The sequence below is a fragment of the Pseudozobellia thermophila genome, assembly GCF_900141855.1.
GTDB classification, from domain to species: domain Bacteria; phylum Bacteroidota; class Bacteroidia; order Flavobacteriales; family Flavobacteriaceae; genus Pseudozobellia; species Pseudozobellia thermophila.
On the sequence record NZ_FQYU01000002.1, the window covers coordinates 567,208 to 587,167 of the forward strand.

Here is a 19,960-nt window from a genome sequence, read left to right on the forward strand (position 1 = left end):
AACAACGGTTTGTGGACCCAACAAAGTACCAACACTCACTCGACAATACGACCTTTCTACGGATCCGTAAATGGTACCTATTGGCCTTGGCCGGCATAGCCCTGACCATTATCATCGCACAGATCCTCATTCAAATCCACCTCAACTCACAGCTGAACGACTCGAGGGTCATCAATGTGGCGGGACGGCAAAGGGCCTACAGCCAGAAGTTGGCCAAAGAGGCCCTCCTCATCAAAGATGGCTACCCGGGCGGCAACATAGCCACGATCGTCCCCGAACTCCAAAAGACGCTCACGGTCTGGAAAAGCTCCCACAGGGCCCTGCAGGAAGGCAGTGATACCTTAAACCTGCCCGTGGAGGAGCACGTTGAGATTTTGGCCCTGTTCAAAAAATTGGAGCCCTACCACGAAGCCATGGTAGGGGCGGCCGAAACCCTTATCGCATCCTTTAACGACCAAAGGCTAAACCAAGACCAGCTCGCCGTGCTGACCAATAGTATTTTAAAGAACGAAAGCAGGTTCCTACAAGTGATGGACACCATCGTCAACCAGTACGATAAAAGGAGTAAGGCCAAACTGGAAAACCTAAAACGAAAGGAATACCTTCTGTTGGCCATCTCGCTTTGCATCCTGCTGTTGGAAATCGCCTTTATATTCAGGCCGCTGTCGATCCAGATCCGCAAGACCATTGCCAGTTTAATGCAGAGCCGGGCCGAATCGGAAAGGCAGGCCATGGAAACACAGCGTCTGTTCATAGAAAAGGAAAAGTCGTTAAAGGAACTTCAAGAGCTCAACTTTGTAATCGACAATGCGGCCCTATTCGCAAGTGTGCGCCATGACGGCAGCGTCGTTTTTATCAGCAAGAAGTTCCTCGACTTGCTCAATATCAAATCGGGAGACCTGAACAGGCCCCTATCGGAAATACTCACAACCGACGAAGGGCAACAACAATACCTAAAGAAGGTGCTTCGGAACAATCGAAAAAACGTCATACGCACCGAGGAAATACGCATTACGACGGTTTCGGGCGAAAACCATTGGTTGGACATGTCGATTGTTCCCATGCACCCGTCCAGTGAACAACAAAGCGTACTGATCCTCTGTTCCGATATTACCGAAAGAAAGAGGAACGCCCTAAAGCTGGAACAATTAAAACTGCAGAATTTTGAGGAGCGCATGCTCCAAAAAAGAATCCAGGCCAGCCAAATTGTCGAGTCGCAGGAAGAGGAACGCAAGCGCATTGCCAAGGACATCCATGACGGAATCGGCCAAATGCTTACCGCCCTCAAATTCAATATTGAATCCATCGACCTTGAAAACAAGGTAAAAGCCGCCGAGAAAATAGATTACCTCAAGGCCTTGGCCTCCGATTTGATAAAGGGGGTCCGTACGGCCACCTTCAACCTGACACCGCCCGAGTTAAGCGACCACGGAATTTTTCCGGCCCTGCAAAAAATGACCGTCGAGCTTTCTAAGCTTACGGGAAAAAATATACTTTTCGAAAACAAAACAGAGGGCCCCATTCGATTCGATTCCTTGGCCGAAACGAACATTTACAGGGTTACCCAAGAGGCGGTGAACAATGCCATCAAATATGCCGATGCCAATTACATCCTGGTTACCATCAACTATTCGGAGGGCATCCTTAGCGTAGTTATCGATGATGATGGCAAGGGCTTCGATACCTCAGTGGTAAATAGGCCCCCACAAAACAACAGCGAAGGGGGGATGGGCCTGTTCTTTATGAAAGAGCGTATCAGTTACATCAACGGACGCCTATTCATTACCTCTGAACCGGGAAAGGGCACCCGGGTCACCATCAATTATAATACAGAACAGAACGAACTTATAAAAACATAGTCAGATGAAGATAAGGATCAGGGGAAATTCGGTACGGTACCGACTGACCAAGACCGAAGTAGCGACTTTCTGCCAAACGGGACATTACACCGAAACCACACTTTTCAATACCCAAAAACTGGTCTACGAACTGCGTTCAAAAAAGAACATTGCGGGACTTCAGGCCGACTTTGTCGATAATACGATTACCGTATTCGTCCCCGAAAAGGAAGCCGACACTTGGGCCGATAGCCCCAAGGTGGGCTTTAAAAACGAGTATAAACTCGATACGGGAGGGGTTTTGTCCCTCTTGGTCGAGAAGGATTTTGTTTGTTTGGACGAAAGGGACGAGGACGAATCGGACAATTATCCGAACCCCTTGGCCGAATAAGGTCCACCTAAACAAGGGAACCGTTCGTCTACAGTAAACTCCCATCCGTCGACAAGGGCGTTCTTTTTCGACCTTATAGTGCGAAGTTTGTCCTTCACTCAATTACAAAAGCCATGAAGATCCTTTTTATAGAAGACGACCAAGTGGAGACCATGAAGATGAAACGAACGGTTGCGAGACTAAAATCCAAACACGAGCTCGTTATGGCCGGCAACGGTCAGGAGGCCCTCGACCTATTGGAATCAAGTACCCGCTTGCCCGACCTCATCCTCTTGGACCTGAACATGCCCCGAATGAACGGGAACGAGTTCTTAAAAATCATTAAGCAAAACGATACCCTTAAGTACATACCTGTGGTCGTACTTACCACCTCACAGAACCGGGACGACCTGGTCGAATGTTATTGTTCGGGAATAGCGGGTTATGTAATAAAACCATTGAAGTACGAAGATTACGTAAAAAAGATGGAGAAGATATTCGGTTATTGGGAGGCCATCGACCTGATTCCCGCCTAACCGGCCCCTCCTTTGCCCAAATGGCGGCCCACCACCGCTTCCCCTATATCGACACCAACATCCTTTACCTCCATTGAACCTTGTACCCTCCCCTCACCCCTTCGAGCCGTTTTGGGCAAGACGGAAGCCACTTCAAAAGGGACAAATAATTCGCTTCGCACACAATTACCGTAGCCCGTATTCCGTTATCAAAGGGCCCGCCGTTGTAACTATTGTCCGATTTGTAGAATATTATAGTTAACTTAATAGGGTATTTTCGAAAAGATAATTCGCTATTATGAACTGTATTATTGTCGACGACGAGGCTTCCTCAAGGGCTATAGTAAGCCATCTTTGTGCCAAGATTCCCGATTTGGATGTCATAGAACTGTTTGAAAACGCCATTGACGCCATTAAATTTCTTAATCAAAACGAAGTCGACATTGTCTTCTTGGATATTCACATGCCCGGGTTTACCGGGGTAGATTTTATCCAGACCCTCAAAAACCCACCCCATATAGTCTTGACCACCTCCAATACGGAATTCGCCATAGAAGCATACGAATACGAGGCCATTGTCGATTATTTGGTAAAGCCCATTACCCACGATCGTTTCCAAAAATCCGTTCAGAAACTAAAAAAAGTAATGTCGAGGGAGCCCCTGCCCGCCGACAAGGACGAAAAGGCCACTTATGGGGCCGACGAGCTTTACATCAACATCGACCGCCGATTAATAAAGCTCAAATGCAACGAAATCCTGGTTGTGGAAGCCAAGGGCGACTATATTGAGATAAAGCTTGAAAAGGATACGCATCGCGTTCATACGACCTTAAAGAAGATAAAGGGCAAACTCCCCGAAAAGACCTTTTTACAGATCCATCGGTCGTTTATCATAAACTTCAACAAGATCATCGATATCGAAGACAACAGCGTCTTGATCGGAAAAAACGTAGTGCCCATCAGCCGTTCCAACCGCCCCGAACTGATGCGCCGCCTGAACCTGGTATAGTTCTTCCCCGCCTTGCTTCCATTGGATAATTTGGCATGCCCACTTGGCACCGTCCAAGGCCATCGGCCCATGACCTGCCCCTATCTATCTTGCGGCATCATCCCAATAATTCCCCCAACCGTCTACACAAACTTTCCGTTTGTCGATTCCCCTCCCCTTAATGCTATGGAATGGGCGACATTTGCCCTTCACCATTTGGGCCATGCCCGGTAAACAATATGGGTTAATTCATCGGTTGTACACTTAATGTTTTGGTTCGGAGCGTGCAACCGCCCCTAGGACAATCAAGCTACTTGGCTTGGTTGTCCTTTTTTTATGGTCCGCCTATTAGGGAAACACCTTCCTCCACAGACAGTCCAAAACCATGTCTTACAATTACTTACAGTACAAAAATTACCGTTCGTCTACAGCAAATGCCCATTTACCTAGATGCGGCCGTCCATCTACCTTCATCTAGGGATATTTGCATGGATTCGATACACGGTTCATTCGATCCACCAGCAGTCAACACTATTTATCCGAAAAAAAGAAGTATGAGCCTTGCCCCCATAAAAATCAAAGAAACGACCCCAGAAAGTTTAATCATAGGCAGTGTGCTTTTGGCCAGTGGGGCCAGCTACCTTTACAACCTGCTGCTCGGGCAGGTATTGGGTCCCGAATCCTTTGCCGAGGGTGCCCAGCCCATAACCCTTCTGATCGCCGTGGCCTTTGCCGGGATGGTACTGCAAGTATTCGCGATACGCTTCGGTTCGTTTTTTGAAAAAAACAGGCCCTTTAGCAATTTTAAGGTCCCCTATACCTGCGGTGTGGCCCTGGGCCTAATTCTCCTCACCTCAGGTCTGTTCTACCTGACCGAGCTTAAGGATTTTTTTCCTTCGACGAGCTGGGGCTCCCTTATGGTTCTCAGTGCCTCCTTGCCCGTTTGCCTTGTTAAGCGGCTCATGCCCGGTAGTTTCCTCAGCCCCTTTAAAGGCTCCGTTGACAACAACTCCAAAGAGCAGGCCAAAAAAATACTATATCTAGTACTTCTGGCCACAGGGTACGAATTCGTTCAAATAATCATCAAGAACAGCGATATCGTACTGGTGAGCCATTTCTTTAACCAGGCCGATACGGCCCTTTATACGTCCATGGCCCTGATTGGAAGGGCGATTTATGCGGTGGCCTGGGTTTTTCTTCTGTTGTTTTCCCTTACCGTGGTGATCAAGCACAAAAAAGGAATACCCACGATTCCCTTGGTCAAGAAATTCATCGGATACCTTGGTTCGCTACTGGCCCTTATCGTATATGCGTGTTACCTATTTCCCGAGAGTATTATCGAGCTCTTCTTCGACGAAACCTACCTATCTGCCTCGCAGTTGCTTTGGCAATTGGGACTTGCCGTTTCCCTTTTCGTCCTATCCAATATTTTTACCTACTATTTTTTAGTTACGGGAGAATACCTCCCCGCCTTTTTTTCCACCGTGGTCGGAGTCATCCAGATGCTGCTCATTCTCGTTTTTAACGATAGTATCAGTTTGGTCGTACAGCTTCAAATAATTTCAATGATGGCCTTGTTAAGTGCGCAAATCCTGTTCTTTTACAGCAAGACGACGAGCTTCGTAAAACCCGGTCTACACCTGAACCAAAATTGATCGGCACAAAAAAAGGGAACGGTGTTTTTTTCGTTCCCCTTGTACTTTTACCATGGTAGGCCTTATTGAAGGCTATACGTAAAACTGACCTCGGTCTGCACGATATTGCCGCTAACGTCGGTTACATTAAAATTTTCCTTGAAAACAAATTCCGTATTATCCTCGTTCAGTTCAATAACCAGGTACTGTTCGGTACAAGAGCCCACCAAGCCCAATGTCGAACCGGCGAGTTGCCAGGTGCCGCTCAAATCGACGGTTCTTTCACAATCGGTAGCTTTGAGACTTTGTTTGAAGCTATAGGTCCGGTCTGTAGCAAAGGTATAGGCCCCATCCCTTTGGCAATCGGAATACTGATCAAAAATGTTGGTCGAGGGGTTGTCTTCCCCATCATCGGTGAGATCGACCTCGGTATCGGCCATTATGTCGGTGAGCAGCCATTCCCCTACCATTTTCTCCTCACTGGAAGCTAGGGGTCCGCTATAATTTTCGGGGCACTCCACACTATTGTCCGTGTTACATGCCGTCAAGGTAGCCAACGAGGCCGCAAGGCCCAATATACAAACTCGTACTTTCATAAAATTACAGTTAAGATTAGGTTCTTATAAAAGATGATGATTTGGCCAATTGGTTGCTTCAACTACCCCTACTTTGCCCCCAAACATGAACAAAAACCTAACCCACGCCCCCAAAGGCCCATATAACCATGTTCTTTTTGGGGGACTCATCTTTGAAAAGGTGCCCTACCACCTCCTTAAGGTATAGGCACTGTGCCAAAATTCGTATTCCAATCGACTGGCGGTAATAAAGGCTTCGGTCATGGCCTGTCGTTGTTTAGGGGTACACCCTAGGGCTATGCGGTCGCTGATGGCTACCGCCCGTTGGGTAATTAGACCGAATTCCTCACCCGCATAGGTATCGATCCACTTTTGGTAGGGGTTGTTGTCCGACACTTGGTTCGAATAGATATGGTCGCCCACCTCCTTATAGATCCAGAAACAGGGCAGTACCGCCGCAATGGCCACCTCAACGGGTTGCAAGGCCGCCGTACTTTTCAAAAAATGCCCATAGTGGTGACAGGTAGGTTGAATGCTGCCCCTTTCCTTTAGGCCATAACCCTCAAAATACGATTCGTGCAGGGCTTTTTCGACGACCACGGCCCCCTCGGCAAATTTGATGAAGGCCAAGGAGTCTTCAAGGTCATGGGTCCTTGCAGCGATTATGGCCAGGGCCCTTCCGAACTGATCCAAATAATGTGCATCTTGAACCATGTAGAACTGAAATTTTTCCAAGGGAAGAGATCCCTTCATGAGTTCTTCGATAAAGGGCATTTCGATAATCTTTTGATAGATGGGCCCGATTTCTTGCCATGCTTTAGTGCTCCAATTCATTTTTTTTCAATTCCAGTGGGTTATAAAAATGGTTGAGTGGCCCGTTGCCCTTACCTACCTTAACGTCCTTGCCAAACCCGATCGCCTTGTCTACATAATCCTGGGCTTTGGCTATGGCCCCGAGCAACGTTTCCCCCCGGGCGATGTAACTGGCAATCGCCGATGATAGGGTACAGCCTGAACCGTGGGTGTTCGCGGTCACATATTTTTCGAAGTGAAATTCGTGCACCTGTCCATCTTCCGCAAAATACAGCGATGTTAGCCTTTCCGTCTTTAAATGACCTCCTTTTAAAAGTAAGGAACGTGCACCCCGTTTTTTAATTTGTTCGCCCGCGACGTACATGTCGTCCACGCTTTCAATTTGCATTTCGGCCAAAATGGACGCCTCATCGAGATTCGGGGTAATGACATCGGCCAGGGGAATCAGTTTTTCCACTATGGTAGCGATGGTATCGTCCTCGATCAATTTATCCCCGCTCGTCGCAACCATTACCGGGTCGAAAACCAAAGGGGTTCGCCGGTATTTACCCAAGGAGGCCACAATGGTTTCTACCAGTTCTTGGGTATGTACCATGCCGATTTTTACGGCATCGGGAAAAATATCGTCAAAAATGGACTCTATCTGTTCCGCTATGGCCTTATGGGGAATGGGATAAATGGCCTTGACCCCTGTGGTATTTTGAACGGGCAGTGCGGTCAGTACCGAAGTCGAATAACAACCGAGTGCCGATGCCGTCTTGATATCGGCTTGAATTCCCGCCCCCCCGCTCCCGTCAAAGCCGGCAATGCTCAAAACGGATGGATAGCTATATTTTTTCATAGTGCTTTTTCTATTTCGTTTCTTAGTCCCTCTGCCGCCTTGGCCGGATCTTGGGCTTGGCAAATGGCCGATACCACGGCGAGGCAATCGGCCCCCGCCCTGACCACCTCAAAGGCGTTGTCAACGTTAATGCTCCCGATCGCCACCAAAGGCTTATCGGTCAGGGCCCGAATCCGGGCGAGCCCCCCAAGGCCCCATTCCGTAACCGTATCCGTTTTGGTGGCCGTACTGAAAACGGGGCTCACCCCCAAATAGTCGGAGGCCTTGGTTTGATCGGTCTGCAGTTGCTCGAGGTATTCGATGGAATAGCCCAAGCAATGCGGGGCACCCCACGTAGCCCGTATGCCGGTCGGAGGGGTATCGTTGTTGCCCACATGGATACCAAGGGCACCGACCTTCATCGCCACCTCAAGATTGTCGTTAATGATCAAGGGCACATTGTGTTTATCGAGAACGTCCTTTAGGAGCATGGCCCTTTCGACGAACACTTCGGTCGGTATGTTCTTCTCACGAAGTTGTACGATGTCGACGCCACCGGCAATGGCCTGTTCGGCCACCTCGATAATGCTCCGGCCGGCACAACTTTCCTGCGAAACCACCAAATAAAGTCGGTATGGAAATTCAATGCCCATTATTTGACCACAAGTTGTAGGTGTGCCGAAAATTCCTCCTCGGTAATATTGTAAAGTTTGTCGAGCAAATGCATCTGTAGGCTACCGGGGCCGGCCGCCTGTTTCGAAGCAAGTTCACCTGCCAGTCCCATCAGGGCCATGGCGGCGGTTACCGCCTCAAACTTATCGTCAACGACGGCAATAAAGGCACCGATTAGGGCCGTGGCGGAACACCCGAGGCCCGTTACCTTGGTCATCAGGCCGCTCCCGTTTTTGACATAGCTGCGCCTGTCTCCCGAAACCACGATGTCGGTTTGCCCCGAAATACACACCACCGCGCCGAATTGCCGGTGTAAATCGATGGCCGCCCCTATGGCCTCATCGCTTTCGGCCGTACTGTCGACCCCTTTGGTCGTGGCGGTATTCTGTTTTGCCAACGCCATAATTTCCGATGCGTTACCCCGTATTACGGTCGGTCTTGTTGCCAAAAGTTTTGACAAGGTATCGTTTCTAAAAGAGGTGGCACCCGCACCAACGGGATCGATTACGAACGGCTTTTTCAGTTCGGCCGCCTTGGTCGAGGCCTGTAGCATCGCTTTTACCCAGTACTCATCCAAGGTGCCGATATTTACCACCAACGATTGGCAAATACCTACCATTTCGTCAATTTCGGCATGGGCATGGGCCATTATGGGCGAGGCCCCGACTGCCAAAAGTGCATTTGCGGTATTGTTCATCACCACATAGTTGGTGATATTATGTACTAAGGGAGATTGTGCCCTGACTTGTAAAACGTGATTCCAAAGATTGTGTTCCATAACAAAGGTTTAAAAATTTTAGGGCTATAGGAATCCTCGAGAAGAGATTAAAAAGAAGGCCGAAGACACGGTGCGAACTTTTCCCTACGTTGGTATCAACCAAATCAGGTTCAAAGGGACTCTCTCAATTCTACAATAGAATACCCCTAAAGCCGTACCAAAAGTAACATTTTTCGATCATACATCGAACGGACCCGGATTTTATTGTGCGGGATTTTAAAGAAATTCTGCCCTTTATGGCTTGGGGCAAAACCAAATATTACCCAATAAGGAGGTTGTTTTTTACATTTTAAGGTATTTTAGTACAAAATATTCCATTGAAGGTACTTCCGTTTAAAATACCCAAACCCAAAAATGAAGCCTTGGTTTTTCAGATAGACCAAGGTCCCTTGTTTTATGATTTGCTCCACCAGCATGCCGAAATTCAAATCAGCTATGTTTTAAAAGGTTCGGGGAGCTTGATTGTCGGCGATTCGATAAATGAATACAAATCGGGGGATGTTCTGGTCATCGGCGGCAACCACCCCCATGTGTTCAAAAGCGATGCAACCACCTCCGAGGAATCGATCATGTATACGCTTTTTTTTAGCCCGAATTCATTTGGGGAGAAGTTCTTCGCCCTACCCGATTTGGCCCTGACCCATTCTTTCTTTGAAAAATGTCGGTACGGCATGAAACTGGTCTCCAACGGGAAAAAAGTGCGGGACCTGTTCGAGAACCTGCGTGGGCAGAATAAGGTAGAGCAGATTTCGACATTGCTCCTGATCATAAACCTCATCGGAAAAAGCGAAACCAAACCCCTATCATCCTTTGTATACAAAAAAGACTATTCCGACAAGGAGGGAAAGCGCATGGGGAAGGTTATCCAATATGTGATGGAAAATTTTCATGACCAGATTACCTTGGAAAGCGTGTCGGAAAAGGCCAACATGAGCAAAAATGCCTTCTGCAGGTATTTTAAAAAACGTACGAACAAGACCTTTTTTCAGTTTTTGATCGAAGTAAGGATAGAACACGCCTGCAAACTCTTGCTCAATGAGCACGACCTTTCCATCTCGCAAATTGCAGAAAGCTGCGGTTTTAACAACATTGCCAATTTTAACCGAAAATTCAAGGCCTTAAAAGACTGTGCCCCATCCCGGTACAGGCGGCAATTTTAGTCGTTACCCATCGAAACGATCAGAAAGTTATTGAAGTTCCCGGCCTTTTTGGGTCTCGAAGAAATAAAAACGCACCGCGTTCGGACAACTTTTGTCTTGCATTCCATATATCTAAGCATTACATTAGTTACGACAACTCAATTCAACTCCTTATATGAAAACTACAATCACAAAATCGCTTTTTTCACTCTGCATCGCCGCATCCCTTTTTTCCTGTAAGGACAGCAAGGAGAAAAAACAGGAGGTGGCCGCCGACGCCCCAAGGGAAACCACTGTTGAAAATTTTGGTGGACTTGCCCTATATACCGTGCGCGACGATATGGGCGAAAATGCCAAGGAAACCCTTAAAAAGGTGGCCGAGGCGGGTTATGCGTACATAGAAGCCGCCGGTTATGAAGACGGAAAATTTTACGACATGTCCCCCGAGGATTTCAGGGCCTATGTGTCTGAATTGGGCCTATCTCCCATAAGCAGCCATCAAAGCTCCGTGACCTTGGAGAACGCCGAACAAATGATGGCCGATGTAAAGGCCGCAGGTTTTGAGTACTTCGTTATCCCCATTCCCCCCATGGGACTGTTCAAGTTCGACGAAGCGACGAAGACCATGGGCATGACCTGTACGCCCGCCGAACTTTCGGAAATTGTCAATGAACTCGGAAAGAAAGCCCACGAGGCGGGTTTGAAGCTCTTGTACCACAACCACGATTTCGAATTTATGGAAGACGAAAACGGTGTGGTTCCCATCGATTACTTATTGCAGAACAGCGACCCCCGGTATGTCAACTTTCAAATGGACCTGTACTGGGTGACGAAGGCAAACGCCGACCCCTTGGCCTATTTCGAAAAATATCCTGGCCGATTTAAGATATGGCATGTAAAGGATATGGACGAACAAGGCCGGTTTGCCCCCGTTGGAAGGGGTAAGATCGATTTCGAGGAAATACTGGCCCAAAAGGAGCTTTCGGGAATGGAGTACTATATGGTCGAACAGGACATGACCTTTGACGGACTAAAACCTTTGGAGGCCATACAGATCAGTCACGAAGGCCTGAAAACATTTGGCTTCGACTAATTCGGGAAATACAAATCGGTAGCCCAGGGCTATCGGACAACTAATCCCGGCCCGTTTTCGAAGCAACTTCATCAACGGCCCCGACTATGGCATCGGCAATCCCCGGATAATTCCATTCGAGGGTATTTCGGTTGAAGATACCAAACTCGTCGACATTCCCGTTATCCCACCAAATGGGGCAAATGCCCCGTTCGGCACAGGCCTTTGCATAAAATTCGGCGTGGGCCGTACGGTCGTCTACATTGTTGCTGTGCGTTGAGCCCCACTCGCCCATGACCACCGCCCTTCCCTTGACGATAAAGGTCTCGGCGATCTTGTCGAGCTCGGCGAGCAATTCGGACTTATCGGATTCGGTGCCCCAGGTGGGGTCGGAACCCTCAAGGCTGAACAGGTAAGGAAAATAACTATGTACGGATACGATTACATTCTCGTCGTCATTCGGAACCACATAGTCGTCCAAGGCGTCTAAACCGGTGCTGGCAGCATAGGTAGATACCATAATTTTTCGCTGGGCATTGTTACCTCCAGTGGCCCGAATGGCCTCTACGCCCACCTTGTGGTATTGGTTGACCACGTCGCGCCCTTCGGCCGTGCCCCCTTTCCATTCTTCGGGACTACCTTCATACCGTGGTTCGTTGAGCGTTTCAAAAATGAGGCGGTCACCATACGGTTTGAACCTTTCCGCAATCTGTGTCCATACCTTTGACAACCGGGCCTTGACCGCGGGTGCCCTTTCGTAGGTAGGAATGATCCAAGTGTCATCGTGATGGATATTGACAATGACGTACATATCGTTATCGAGGGCAAAATTGGCAATGGCCTCTACCTTATCGAGCCATTCCCTTTCGATCGTATAGTCAGGAGCGGGCCCCATATGAAACCTCCAGGTTACAGGCAAACGAAGTGTTTTAAAGCCTTTTTGGGCGATTTCGTCAATCATTTCCCGTGTGGTCACGGGGTTTCCCCAGGCCGTTTCATCACTGTTCTCGGTATCCATGGCATTTCCGAGGTTCCAGCCTGCCCCCATGTCCAACACGAAATCCTGCGGTGTTATCTCGCGCATATCCCCATCGATATCTTGTTCGGGAACCTCGACATCTTCAACCCTCCCGTCGTCTGCGGGACTTGTTTCGGGGTCGATACTTTTGGTCTGGGCACAGGCCGTAAAAACAACTGGTCCCAGAATAAGGAGAACTAAAATCAGGTCTATTTTTCTCATTTGCTATTAATTTTTGGGTATTTGTTGCAATTTTCCGCAAAGGAAGCCCCTTGTGTAAGGTCCAAATTCCGGTTAAGAGCCGGTGGTCTTGAACCCGATCAGGCTTGAGCGCGGCATTTAAAAAAAAGACCAATTGACCTTAACGACCAATTGGCCTTATACCGATACACAACATAAATATCGGTTGGTAAGAAACTACCAATTAAAACTCAACAACTCAAAGCTTTATAATTTTTCCAGTTTGACGTACTGTACCATTATGCCATTGGTCTGGTTGCCTATATCAAACAGGATTCGCGCCCCATTGGTGGTCGCCTGTCCCATGACAAATTCCTTTTCATAGGTCTGATATTCGGTATCTCCGGCCAGCCAAATACCGCCACCGCCATCATAGGCCTGCCAGCCGTCCCTTCCGGTACCGTCTCCAACGGATAGGGAGAACCAGAAATCACCTTGTCCGGGATAGGCCTTCACGACCGTTGTCAGCTTGTATTTGCCCCCTTCTTCGAGGGTAATGGAGCTTTTGAACAGCTGCACGTCCCATGGGTTGGCCCCTACCACAATGTCCTTGGCGATCAAGATACCCTCTTCGGCATAGTAGTTAACCGAGCCGCCACCATTTTGGTTGGCCCCCCAACCGTCTTCCCCACCTGAGAAATCGGATTCGTAAATAATCTCGGAGCCCAGGGGTATGGCCACCGTCTCGCTAAAATCGGGGTAGGCAATTTCAATTTCGGAAGTACCCGCGACATAGGCCTCGCCTTGGGCGGGAGTCGATACGATTCCATAGATATCAAAATCTTCACTGGGTACGATAAGGTCTTCCTTATCATCGAACGAAAGCCTAAGGGAAAGTCCCTTGAGGTCGATGGTCTCCCCTTCTTCGTACAAGGTTTTCTCGGGTTTTGTCTCAATGGCCATCCCGGCAACCACGAGGGTATTGACCGTAATCGGCACGACAACGGCAACCCCCTCGGGATGCGAAATTTCAACCTGGGTTTCGGTAGCCTTTAGTTTTATCTCATTGGCCGGACTGGCCGTAAGTCCGAATGCCCCAAAATCCTCAAAGGCCACCGTAACTTCTTGGCCGTCGGCCATACTGAACGATAGAACGGTACCGTCGAGTTCCAACCTTTCGCCGATTTCATATTCGCTCTTTACCGGTGGATTTACCACCGTACCGCTTACCGGGGAGAACGGAACAACCTCGATTTCCTGTGCCACCTTCGCCAGGGTAGAAATATAGGTTACCCTTACCTCGGAGTGGTCTACCGAAAGTACGTCGCCGTTCATTGGGGCCGTTTCGATTTCGGTACCAAAATCTTCGAAGGCAACGTCTGCCTTGGAACCGTCTTCCATGATCAGGGTAACGACCATATCGCTCAGGTCCAATTTCTGCCCGGCCACATAGTCGGCCATGGCTTGGGTCTTCACTTCAAGCTCGACCACATCGTTCGTAACGCTAATGGGCTGTATCAAACCCGCACCCGATTCGCCGATGCTTATGTTGACCTGTTCGTGGGAAAAATCAAGTACGGTACCATGGGGCGGGTCCACCGTTATGTTTTCCGAAGCAAAGGAAGAAAAAGGAATATCGACCACCCCCCCGTCCCTTTCAATGGAAATGACCATGTCAGAAAGGTCCAGTTCCTCACCGAGCACATAGGCCACCTTGGGCAGGGTCTTCATGTGCACACTCGATGCCTCCATTGTCCCATCGTCGTCGCTATTGCACGAACCGCATACAACGATGGCGAGCAACACCCCTAGGCGCATCAATTTACTATGTGTAAAATTTAGAATACTTTCCATTTTCCAGGTTTATTTTAATTCAATTTCAAACTCTTCAAAAACAGCGGTCCTGTCCCGTATGACCAAGGTATCCTTAACGGCATGTGTTTCGGAGTTGTCGGTATCGGTATAGGTATAATCGAGATAAATGACATCCCTCGGTTTTCCGCCCCAGGTATCGCCTCCTTCGACAAACTGCCCCGTACCGCTTACATTATAGGGATCGTCCTTATAGCTGGAGATGGTACAGGCATCGCCATCAAAGGACAGTTCGATGGCCACGTTACCGGGACTCGAATTCTCTCCCCTTCCTATGATATTTTCCAAATGGACCTTGTTGAAACCGCTGGTCTCCACGAAAACCACTTCATCGTCTACCGTGAATTCGGCGTTGTATTCCCTACCCAATGTAGGTGTGCCGCTGGTGATCATATCCTGGCCCCTGCGCAGGTAGTTGCCGTGGAACCTGTTCATGTACTTAATGCCGAACAGGGTGTAGTCCTTAGGCTGAATATCCCAATGGGCGGCATTGACCCGATCTGGGTTATCAACGGCGGCGAAACTGCGTCCCGTCAAGACACTATCGATATTTTCCGCCCTCGTGATCCGAAGGGGAATCACATAGTTGGTCGTGTTCACCTTTCCAAACGACAGGGTATCGTTGAAAAAATCGTCGTACAACTGTACCTGTATGCGGGCCTTTGTGTCCCCTGAAGGGATGCTGACCGGGCTCAGGGTCTCGAACGTATAGTACTCCGCGGGCAATGCCTTTACGTTGGCCACGTTTGCCAATAACCCGTTGTCTACCTCAAAGTGCACCTTTCTTTCCTCCTCATTGGAATACACCCCGGTCATCAACGCCGTTATCTCGAAACGGTGGGCATTGTCGTTATCGTTGAAGCCTTGGTCGTAATTGCCCAGAACCAGGGTCCTTGCCGGGGTTTGGTAAGGAAAGTAAACGGTCTGGATATCGAAGTCGTCGAATTCAGGTTCTGTATTGCTGCACGATACCAAAACGAGGGCTGCGAGTATCGAAATAAAATATTTTGTGTTCATAAAATGAAAAATTAGATTAACATCTTGGCCTAAGCCTAATTTTATAAAAACCTTTACCAGCCTTGGTTCTGCTCAATGGCATCGAATTTTACCACCTCACTTTGCGGTATCGGGCCATAGTTGGCATTGGACCCGTACAACCTGGGCTCTACCAAAAACTCCCCATAACTGTTTCCGTCGAATTTCAAGCCCATGGCGTCGGGCGTTTCGTCGAACAGCCCCCACCTTCTTAGGTCGTACAGACGGTGGCCTTCGAAACAAAGCTCTAGGCGCCGTTCGTTACGGATCAATTGCCGCATATCTTCCTGCGAGCTGATCGTGCCCAAATAGGCATCCGAATTGTCAAGACCGATACCGGCCCTTTGTCTTATCGCCGCAATTATGTTTCTAGCCGACATACCGCCTATGGCCTGGTCGGGACCGCCCAACTCGTTGGCCGCTTCGGCCAGCATTAAGAACAAATCGGTATAGCGAACGTACACATTGATCTTTTCCGACCCCGATATGTTTCCGTCGGCACTGATGATAATTTTGGGGTCCAACAATTTCTTCAAGTAATATCCCGACCGCGTAGACCGTTGGGACACTTGATCAATTCCGTCGATTCCCCCTTCATCACTGATCGTAATGGGCCTTCCGTTCAGGTCGTTCCCATTGTAAAGTATGTATCTTTTTAATCTTGGGTCCCTATTTTCAAAGGGATTGTCGGGGTCGAATTCGGAATGTGCCTCCGTGGCCGGAAAACCGTCTAGCATAGGAAAGGCCTCCACCAGGTTTTGGGAAGGGTTCAGTCGGCCCTCACCATTTAGGGATGGGGGAAATTGTTGGCTTTCGACCCAGGTTTGGTAGGTAGACACATTACTACGCCAAAGTACTTCAGGAAAGTTTCGGGTGCCTATCGGGAAATCATAAAAATCGTAATGCCCGTTGGGGTCAAGACCACCGATTCCCCCGATATCGTTCAAAAGTTCGGCGAGGATAGTCGCGGCATCCTGATAGTAGCTGCCCTGGCCGTCCATAAAGGCGGGACTGGCCGCCAAAAGAAACAATTTGGCCTTAAAGGCCTTGATTACCCTGCCGCTTATGCGCAGGTCCTGGTCTTTTCCGAACACGAACTGGTATTTTTCGTCGTTCGAACCGTTATACCGCGCCGGTCTTTTTGCCAGGTCCCCATCGTAATCCATCGGCAGGTATTCCAAAGCTTCGTCAAAATCGGCGGCAATTCGGGCCACCGTTTCCTCAAAGCCCAACCTCGGGGTATTGAAGTCGGCGTTGAATTCGTAGAATTCGGTGATGTAAGGTATGCCCAAAAGCTGTCCCGAACGCCCTATACCCCCGTGTTCCTGAAGAATCCAAAAATGTCTAAGGGCACGTAGGGCCACAGCCTCACCGTAAAGTCGTTCTTTGAACAGTTCGTTGGTTTCCTCGTCGCGTTTCCAGACCACCTCGTCCAACAGGCTGATAAACTTGTTCAGGTACAGTACCTGTTCGTAGTGCCCCCACCGGCTGGTAAACGGATTCTGCGCATTCCATTCACCGATGGCCATCCTTCGGTAACTGCTCAAAAAGTTGTTAACCGCATCGTCGGTACCCGCATCGTTAAAGGAGAGCTGGGTTACCATGCCCTCATAGGCGTTCAGCAGGACCCCCTCGGCAAAGGCTGGATCGAAATTCAACCGGTCCTCACCGAGCAGGTTTTCATCTACGGGCTCCACCAGACTGCAGCCCACCAATGACAGAAACAAAATGTAAAGGGCTATATTTTTATGTATATTCTTCATGTCAAACGTATTTTCACATTAAAACTTCATTCGTGCCCCGAAGGAGTAATACCTAAACAAGGGGTTGTAACCAAGTTGCAGCTCCCTAATTTTCCGGTTCTTTGAAAATTCAGCCAGATTCGATACCGAGGTAAACAGACTGATATCCTTCATCTTCAGTTTTGAGATCAACTGTGAGGGCAGGTCGTAGGTCAATTGTACCCTTTGAATCCTAAAATTATCATTGCTGTACAGCCAATAGGTAGAGGTCTTTTCAAAATTGTTGGCACTACCTATGGAGGAAAGCCGGGGAAACGTGGCGCTTTCGGCCGTTGCTTCCGTCCATCTCCCCTTCACTACTTCAGAATACTTGGCATCGCCCTGTGGCCTGTAATAATCTCCCGACAATACCCCGTCGCCACCTACTTGGGCCGTAAGGAGGGCAAAAAGGGTAAACGCCTTGTACGACCAGGTAATGTCGGAGCCAAAACTCCACGGGGCCCCGTAGCGTCCGATTTGCACCATGTCTTGATCGTTGACGACCCCGTCGCCATTTTGATCCTTGTATTTGATGTCGCCCGGCCTTACCGTACCGTACTGTGTCGGCAAACCGTTTTTTAAGGACCCATCGGGGTTAAATTCATCTACTTGGAACAGGCCTAAGGACTCCAAGCCCCAAATGGCATCGACCGGAGTACCTTTTCTGTATTGGTAGTCGTCTTGGTATACCTCGTCTACCTTTGTCCGTTCCGATCGCGTATACAGCATCCGGGCGCCGATATCAAAGGTAGAGTTCCCTGCTTTCGAGTAATAGTTGACACCAAGCTCAAAGCCCGAATATTGGTCTTTGTTGTAATTGGTGTAGGGCCTGAACGAATCGTAATATTCGGGGTATAGGGTAGACGCCCTGATTACCTTATCGCCCATAATGGATTGAAAGACGTTGCCCTCTAACCAAAACTTTTTAAACAGCAGCGATTCGAAACCCAGGGTAAAATCCGTCCGTTTCTCAAAATCGAGGCCGGTATTCTCTCCCCTTAAGATTTTGGTCGATGCATTGTAATAGCCCGATCCATTCGTATCGCCCCAATTATAGCCTCCCCCGTTCTGCTCGTATATGGCATCGTATAGAAAATAGTCTTGGATGCCCAGGTCGGAATAAATGACCCCGATCGACGACCTTAGCTTAAAATAGTTGAGCCAAGACGAGCCTTTTAAGGAAGGCTCCTCGCTGAGCACATAGGCGAAGCCGACCGAAGGGGCAAATTTACCCCTGTGGCCCTCGGCCAATTTGACCGAGTTGACATAGGCGCCACTAAAATTCGCCAAGAGCCTGTCTTTGTAATTGTAATTGAGGCTCAAGGCCACATGGCTGTTTTTCGCCGATTGTTTTTCTGACCGTACGTAGGTATTATTGGCGAACCCGACCAATGAGGCATTGATCCCGTGATCTTCGTTCCACTTTTTGTCGTAGTTGACCAAACCGTAAAAGCCATATCGGATGGCAAAGAAATCGGTGTTTACATTCTCGACCTGGTCTTTAAGATCGGTATCCTTTACATTGACCAAATCGACGATTCTGCCCTCGTCGTTCCAAGTGGGCTCGTAAACCGCAAATTTATTCTGCACACTTAAATTGTAGATGTTGTAAAAGTCGAAGCTGACATAGCTTTTGGCCGACAATCCCTCGGTAATGGCATTCAGGTCAAAATCTATGGAATTGTTGACTTGGCTGACCCGGGTCATATTCGTTTGGTAGCCGCCCGCAAAAATATTGGCAATGGGCACATTGTCGCTATAGGCTTGATTTCCGCCCAGAAGAAAGCCGTCGTACTGATGGGCGGCATCGACGATACCGCGTAGTTGTGGATTGGCGGAGAAATCGATACTACTGATCGGGATCAAGGGCGAATACAGGTTGGGCTTGAAGGTACTCCCGTCTTGATAGACGTTACTGAGGGAGCCTTTGTTCTTATCGATTATCGCTACGACATCCAAGCTACTTTTGATCCAATCGTTAACCCTAAAGTCGATATTTCCACGAACGTTAAAGCGTTTGGCCCCCTTTTCGTTCTCCGGATTGATCGATTGAAAACTGCCATCGGACTTAAACCCTAGGTTAATATAAAACTTGGTGTTTTCGGATCCCCCGGCAAAATCGGCCGTTACGTTGGCATACGGGGTAAGCGGGCTAAAGTTGGCCTTATCGTAAAAATCGACGTCGGGGTACCGGTACGGATTGGTGCCGCTCCTATGGTTTTCCATCTGCTCGGCAGAATATAGTTCACCGAGGCCATCGTTGACCCTGGCCTCATTAAAGTACTGCATGTACTCGGCCGAATTAAGGTAGTTGGGCATTCTAATGGGCAACCTTACCCCCGTGCTCGCACTAATATTGAACTCCCTTTTCGTGGAACCCCGCTTGGTCGTGACCACGATAACCCCATCGCGGGCCATCGATCCGTAAAGGGCGGACACGTTGGCATCCTTTAAAATGGTTATTTCCTCGATCTCTTCCATATTCAAGATATTTATATCGCGACCGGGAATACCATCGACCACGATCAAGGCATTGCCCAGGCCCCTGATATTCGAACTTCCCTGTAGCCCCGTCATGCGGCCGGAAAGCGCATCCTGAACCCATTGCGTGGTATCGAACTTTAGAAAATCATCGGGTTTTACGGTTGATGACGCCCCGACGATATCACGCCTCGTCCCCACCTCGAAACCCAGGTTTACCTCTTCCTCCAGGTTTGATTCCAACCGGTTCAATGGGTCGGACAATACGATCGTATCCGTTGAGTCTATAGTTTGGGCCTTTATCGATAAACACCATACCATACAGAAACATCCGCAAAGCAAAAGTTTTGAAAGTGTGTTCAATTGTATCATAAAATAT

General features: G+C 48.7%; 18 protein-coding genes and 1 riboswitch. Of the genes, 7 read left to right on the forward strand and 11 right to left on the reverse strand.

Annotation, left to right across the window (positions count from 1 at the left end; translation table 11 throughout):
• The first annotated feature begins 11 nt into the window (after positions 1 to 11).
• The 3 genes from BUB37_RS07900 (at position 12) to BUB37_RS07910 (ending at position 2,744) form a co-directional block, all read left to right on the forward strand.
• Positions 12 to 1,859, forward strand: coding sequence for a sensor histidine kinase (locus tag BUB37_RS07900; RefSeq protein ID WP_072991424.1), 1,848 nt, complete (start codon positions 12 to 14; stop codon positions 1,857 to 1,859).
• 4 nt (positions 1,860 to 1,863) lie between these two features.
• On the forward strand, positions 1,864 to 2,229 hold the full coding sequence (locus BUB37_RS07905) for a DUF7009 family protein (RefSeq protein WP_072991427.1): 366 nt from the start codon (positions 1,864 to 1,866) through the stop codon (positions 2,227 to 2,229).
• Positions 2,230 to 2,342: 113 nt separating this feature from the next.
• Positions 2,343 to 2,744 (forward strand): response regulator, encoded by a 402-nt coding sequence (locus tag BUB37_RS07910; RefSeq protein WP_072991430.1) that lies wholly within the window; start codon positions 2,343 to 2,345, stop codon positions 2,742 to 2,744.
• Here the strand turns inward: BUB37_RS07910 and BUB37_RS21605 are convergent.
• Positions 2,741 to 2,905 carry a hypothetical protein gene (locus tag BUB37_RS21605; RefSeq protein ID WP_170863131.1) on the reverse strand — a complete coding sequence of 55 codons (165 nt, stop codon included), beginning with the start codon at positions 2,903 to 2,905 and terminating at the stop codon, positions 2,741 to 2,743. The two genes, BUB37_RS07910 and BUB37_RS21605, sit on opposite strands and share 4 nt — an antisense overlap.
• Before the next feature lie 116 nt (positions 2,906 to 3,021).
• Here BUB37_RS21605 and BUB37_RS07915 point away from each other — a divergent pair, with 116 nt between their 5' ends.
• Together BUB37_RS07915 and BUB37_RS07920 are read left to right on the forward strand one after the other, a co-directional pair.
• Positions 3,022 to 3,732 (forward strand): LytR/AlgR family response regulator transcription factor, encoded by a 711-nt coding sequence (locus BUB37_RS07915; RefSeq protein WP_072991433.1) that lies wholly within the window; start codon positions 3,022 to 3,024, stop codon positions 3,730 to 3,732.
• Positions 3,733 to 4,265: 533 nt separating this feature from the next.
• Positions 4,266 to 5,366 (forward strand): polysaccharide biosynthesis protein, encoded by a 1,101-nt coding sequence (locus BUB37_RS07920; protein WP_072991439.1) that lies wholly within the window; start codon positions 4,266 to 4,268, stop codon positions 5,364 to 5,366.
• Between the two features lie 62 nt (positions 5,367 to 5,428).
• Here the strand turns inward: BUB37_RS07920 and BUB37_RS07925 are convergent, their stop codons facing one another.
• From BUB37_RS07925 to thiM, 5 genes are all read right to left on the reverse strand, one after another.
• Positions 5,429 to 5,941 carry a DUF5004 domain-containing protein gene (locus tag BUB37_RS07925; protein WP_072991442.1) on the reverse strand — a complete coding sequence of 171 codons (513 nt, stop codon included), beginning with the start codon at positions 5,939 to 5,941 and terminating at the stop codon, positions 5,429 to 5,431.
• 165 nt (positions 5,942 to 6,106) lie between these two features.
• Positions 6,107 to 6,754 (reverse strand): thiaminase II, encoded by a 648-nt coding sequence (gene tenA, locus BUB37_RS07930; RefSeq protein ID WP_072991445.1) that lies wholly within the window; start codon positions 6,752 to 6,754, stop codon positions 6,107 to 6,109.
• Positions 6,738 to 7,574 carry a bifunctional hydroxymethylpyrimidine kinase/phosphomethylpyrimidine kinase gene (thiD, locus tag BUB37_RS07935; RefSeq protein WP_072991448.1) on the reverse strand — a complete coding sequence of 279 codons (837 nt, stop codon included), beginning with the start codon at positions 7,572 to 7,574 and terminating at the stop codon, positions 6,738 to 6,740. The genes tenA and thiD overlap by 17 nt, the downstream gene beginning before the upstream one ends.
• Positions 7,571 to 8,206, reverse strand: a complete 636-nt coding sequence (gene thiE, locus BUB37_RS07940; protein ID WP_072991450.1) for a thiamine phosphate synthase — start codon at positions 8,204 to 8,206, stop codon at positions 7,571 to 7,573. Before thiE ends, thiD begins: the two co-directional genes overlap by 4 nt.
• Positions 8,206 to 9,003 carry a hydroxyethylthiazole kinase gene (gene thiM, locus BUB37_RS07945; protein ID WP_072991452.1) on the reverse strand — a complete coding sequence of 266 codons (798 nt, stop codon included), beginning with the start codon at positions 9,001 to 9,003 and terminating at the stop codon, positions 8,206 to 8,208. The genes thiE and thiM overlap by 1 nt, the downstream gene beginning before the upstream one ends.
• A 64-nt stretch (positions 9,004 to 9,067) precedes the next feature.
• Positions 9,068 to 9,161: riboswitch (TPP riboswitch) on the reverse strand.
• A gap of 159 nt (positions 9,162 to 9,320) precedes the next feature.
• Here thiM and BUB37_RS07950 point away from each other — a divergent pair.
• Both BUB37_RS07950 and BUB37_RS07955 read left to right on the forward strand, forming a co-directional pair.
• Positions 9,321 to 10,163: an AraC family transcriptional regulator gene (locus BUB37_RS07950; protein WP_072991455.1), complete on the forward strand. Its 843-nt coding sequence runs from the start codon at positions 9,321 to 9,323 to the stop codon at positions 10,161 to 10,163.
• Positions 10,164 to 10,317: 154 nt separating this feature from the next.
• Positions 10,318 to 11,235 carry a sugar phosphate isomerase/epimerase family protein gene (locus tag BUB37_RS07955; protein WP_072991458.1) on the forward strand — a complete coding sequence of 306 codons (918 nt, stop codon included), beginning with the start codon at positions 10,318 to 10,320 and terminating at the stop codon, positions 11,233 to 11,235.
• 40 nt (positions 11,236 to 11,275) lie between these two features.
• On the opposite strand, the gene BUB37_RS07960 is transcribed toward BUB37_RS07955, so the two are convergent.
• From BUB37_RS07960 to BUB37_RS07980, 5 genes are all read right to left on the reverse strand, one after another.
• Entirely contained in the window at positions 11,276 to 12,454 is a 1,179-nt protein-coding gene (locus BUB37_RS07960; RefSeq protein ID WP_072991460.1) for a glycoside hydrolase family 5 protein, read from the reverse strand.
• Between the two features lie 225 nt (positions 12,455 to 12,679).
• Complete coding sequence (locus tag BUB37_RS07965; protein ID WP_094766589.1) at positions 12,680 to 14,266, reverse strand: carbohydrate binding domain-containing protein; 1,587 nt, start codon at positions 14,264 to 14,266, stop codon at positions 12,680 to 12,682.
• Between the two features lie 9 nt (positions 14,267 to 14,275).
• On the reverse strand, positions 14,276 to 15,301 hold the full coding sequence (locus BUB37_RS07970; protein WP_072991466.1) for a DUF5627 domain-containing protein: 1,026 nt from the start codon (positions 15,299 to 15,301) through the stop codon (positions 14,276 to 14,278).
• Between the two features lie 53 nt (positions 15,302 to 15,354).
• Positions 15,355 to 17,082 (reverse strand): RagB/SusD family nutrient uptake outer membrane protein, encoded by a 1,728-nt coding sequence (locus BUB37_RS07975; RefSeq protein ID WP_072991469.1) that lies wholly within the window; start codon positions 17,080 to 17,082, stop codon positions 15,355 to 15,357.
• A gap of 18 nt (positions 17,083 to 17,100) precedes the next feature.
• Positions 17,101 to 19,953, reverse strand: coding sequence for a SusC/RagA family TonB-linked outer membrane protein (locus BUB37_RS07980; RefSeq protein ID WP_094766590.1), 2,853 nt, complete (start codon positions 19,951 to 19,953; stop codon positions 17,101 to 17,103).
• Positions 19,954 to 19,960 lie beyond the last annotated feature (7 nt).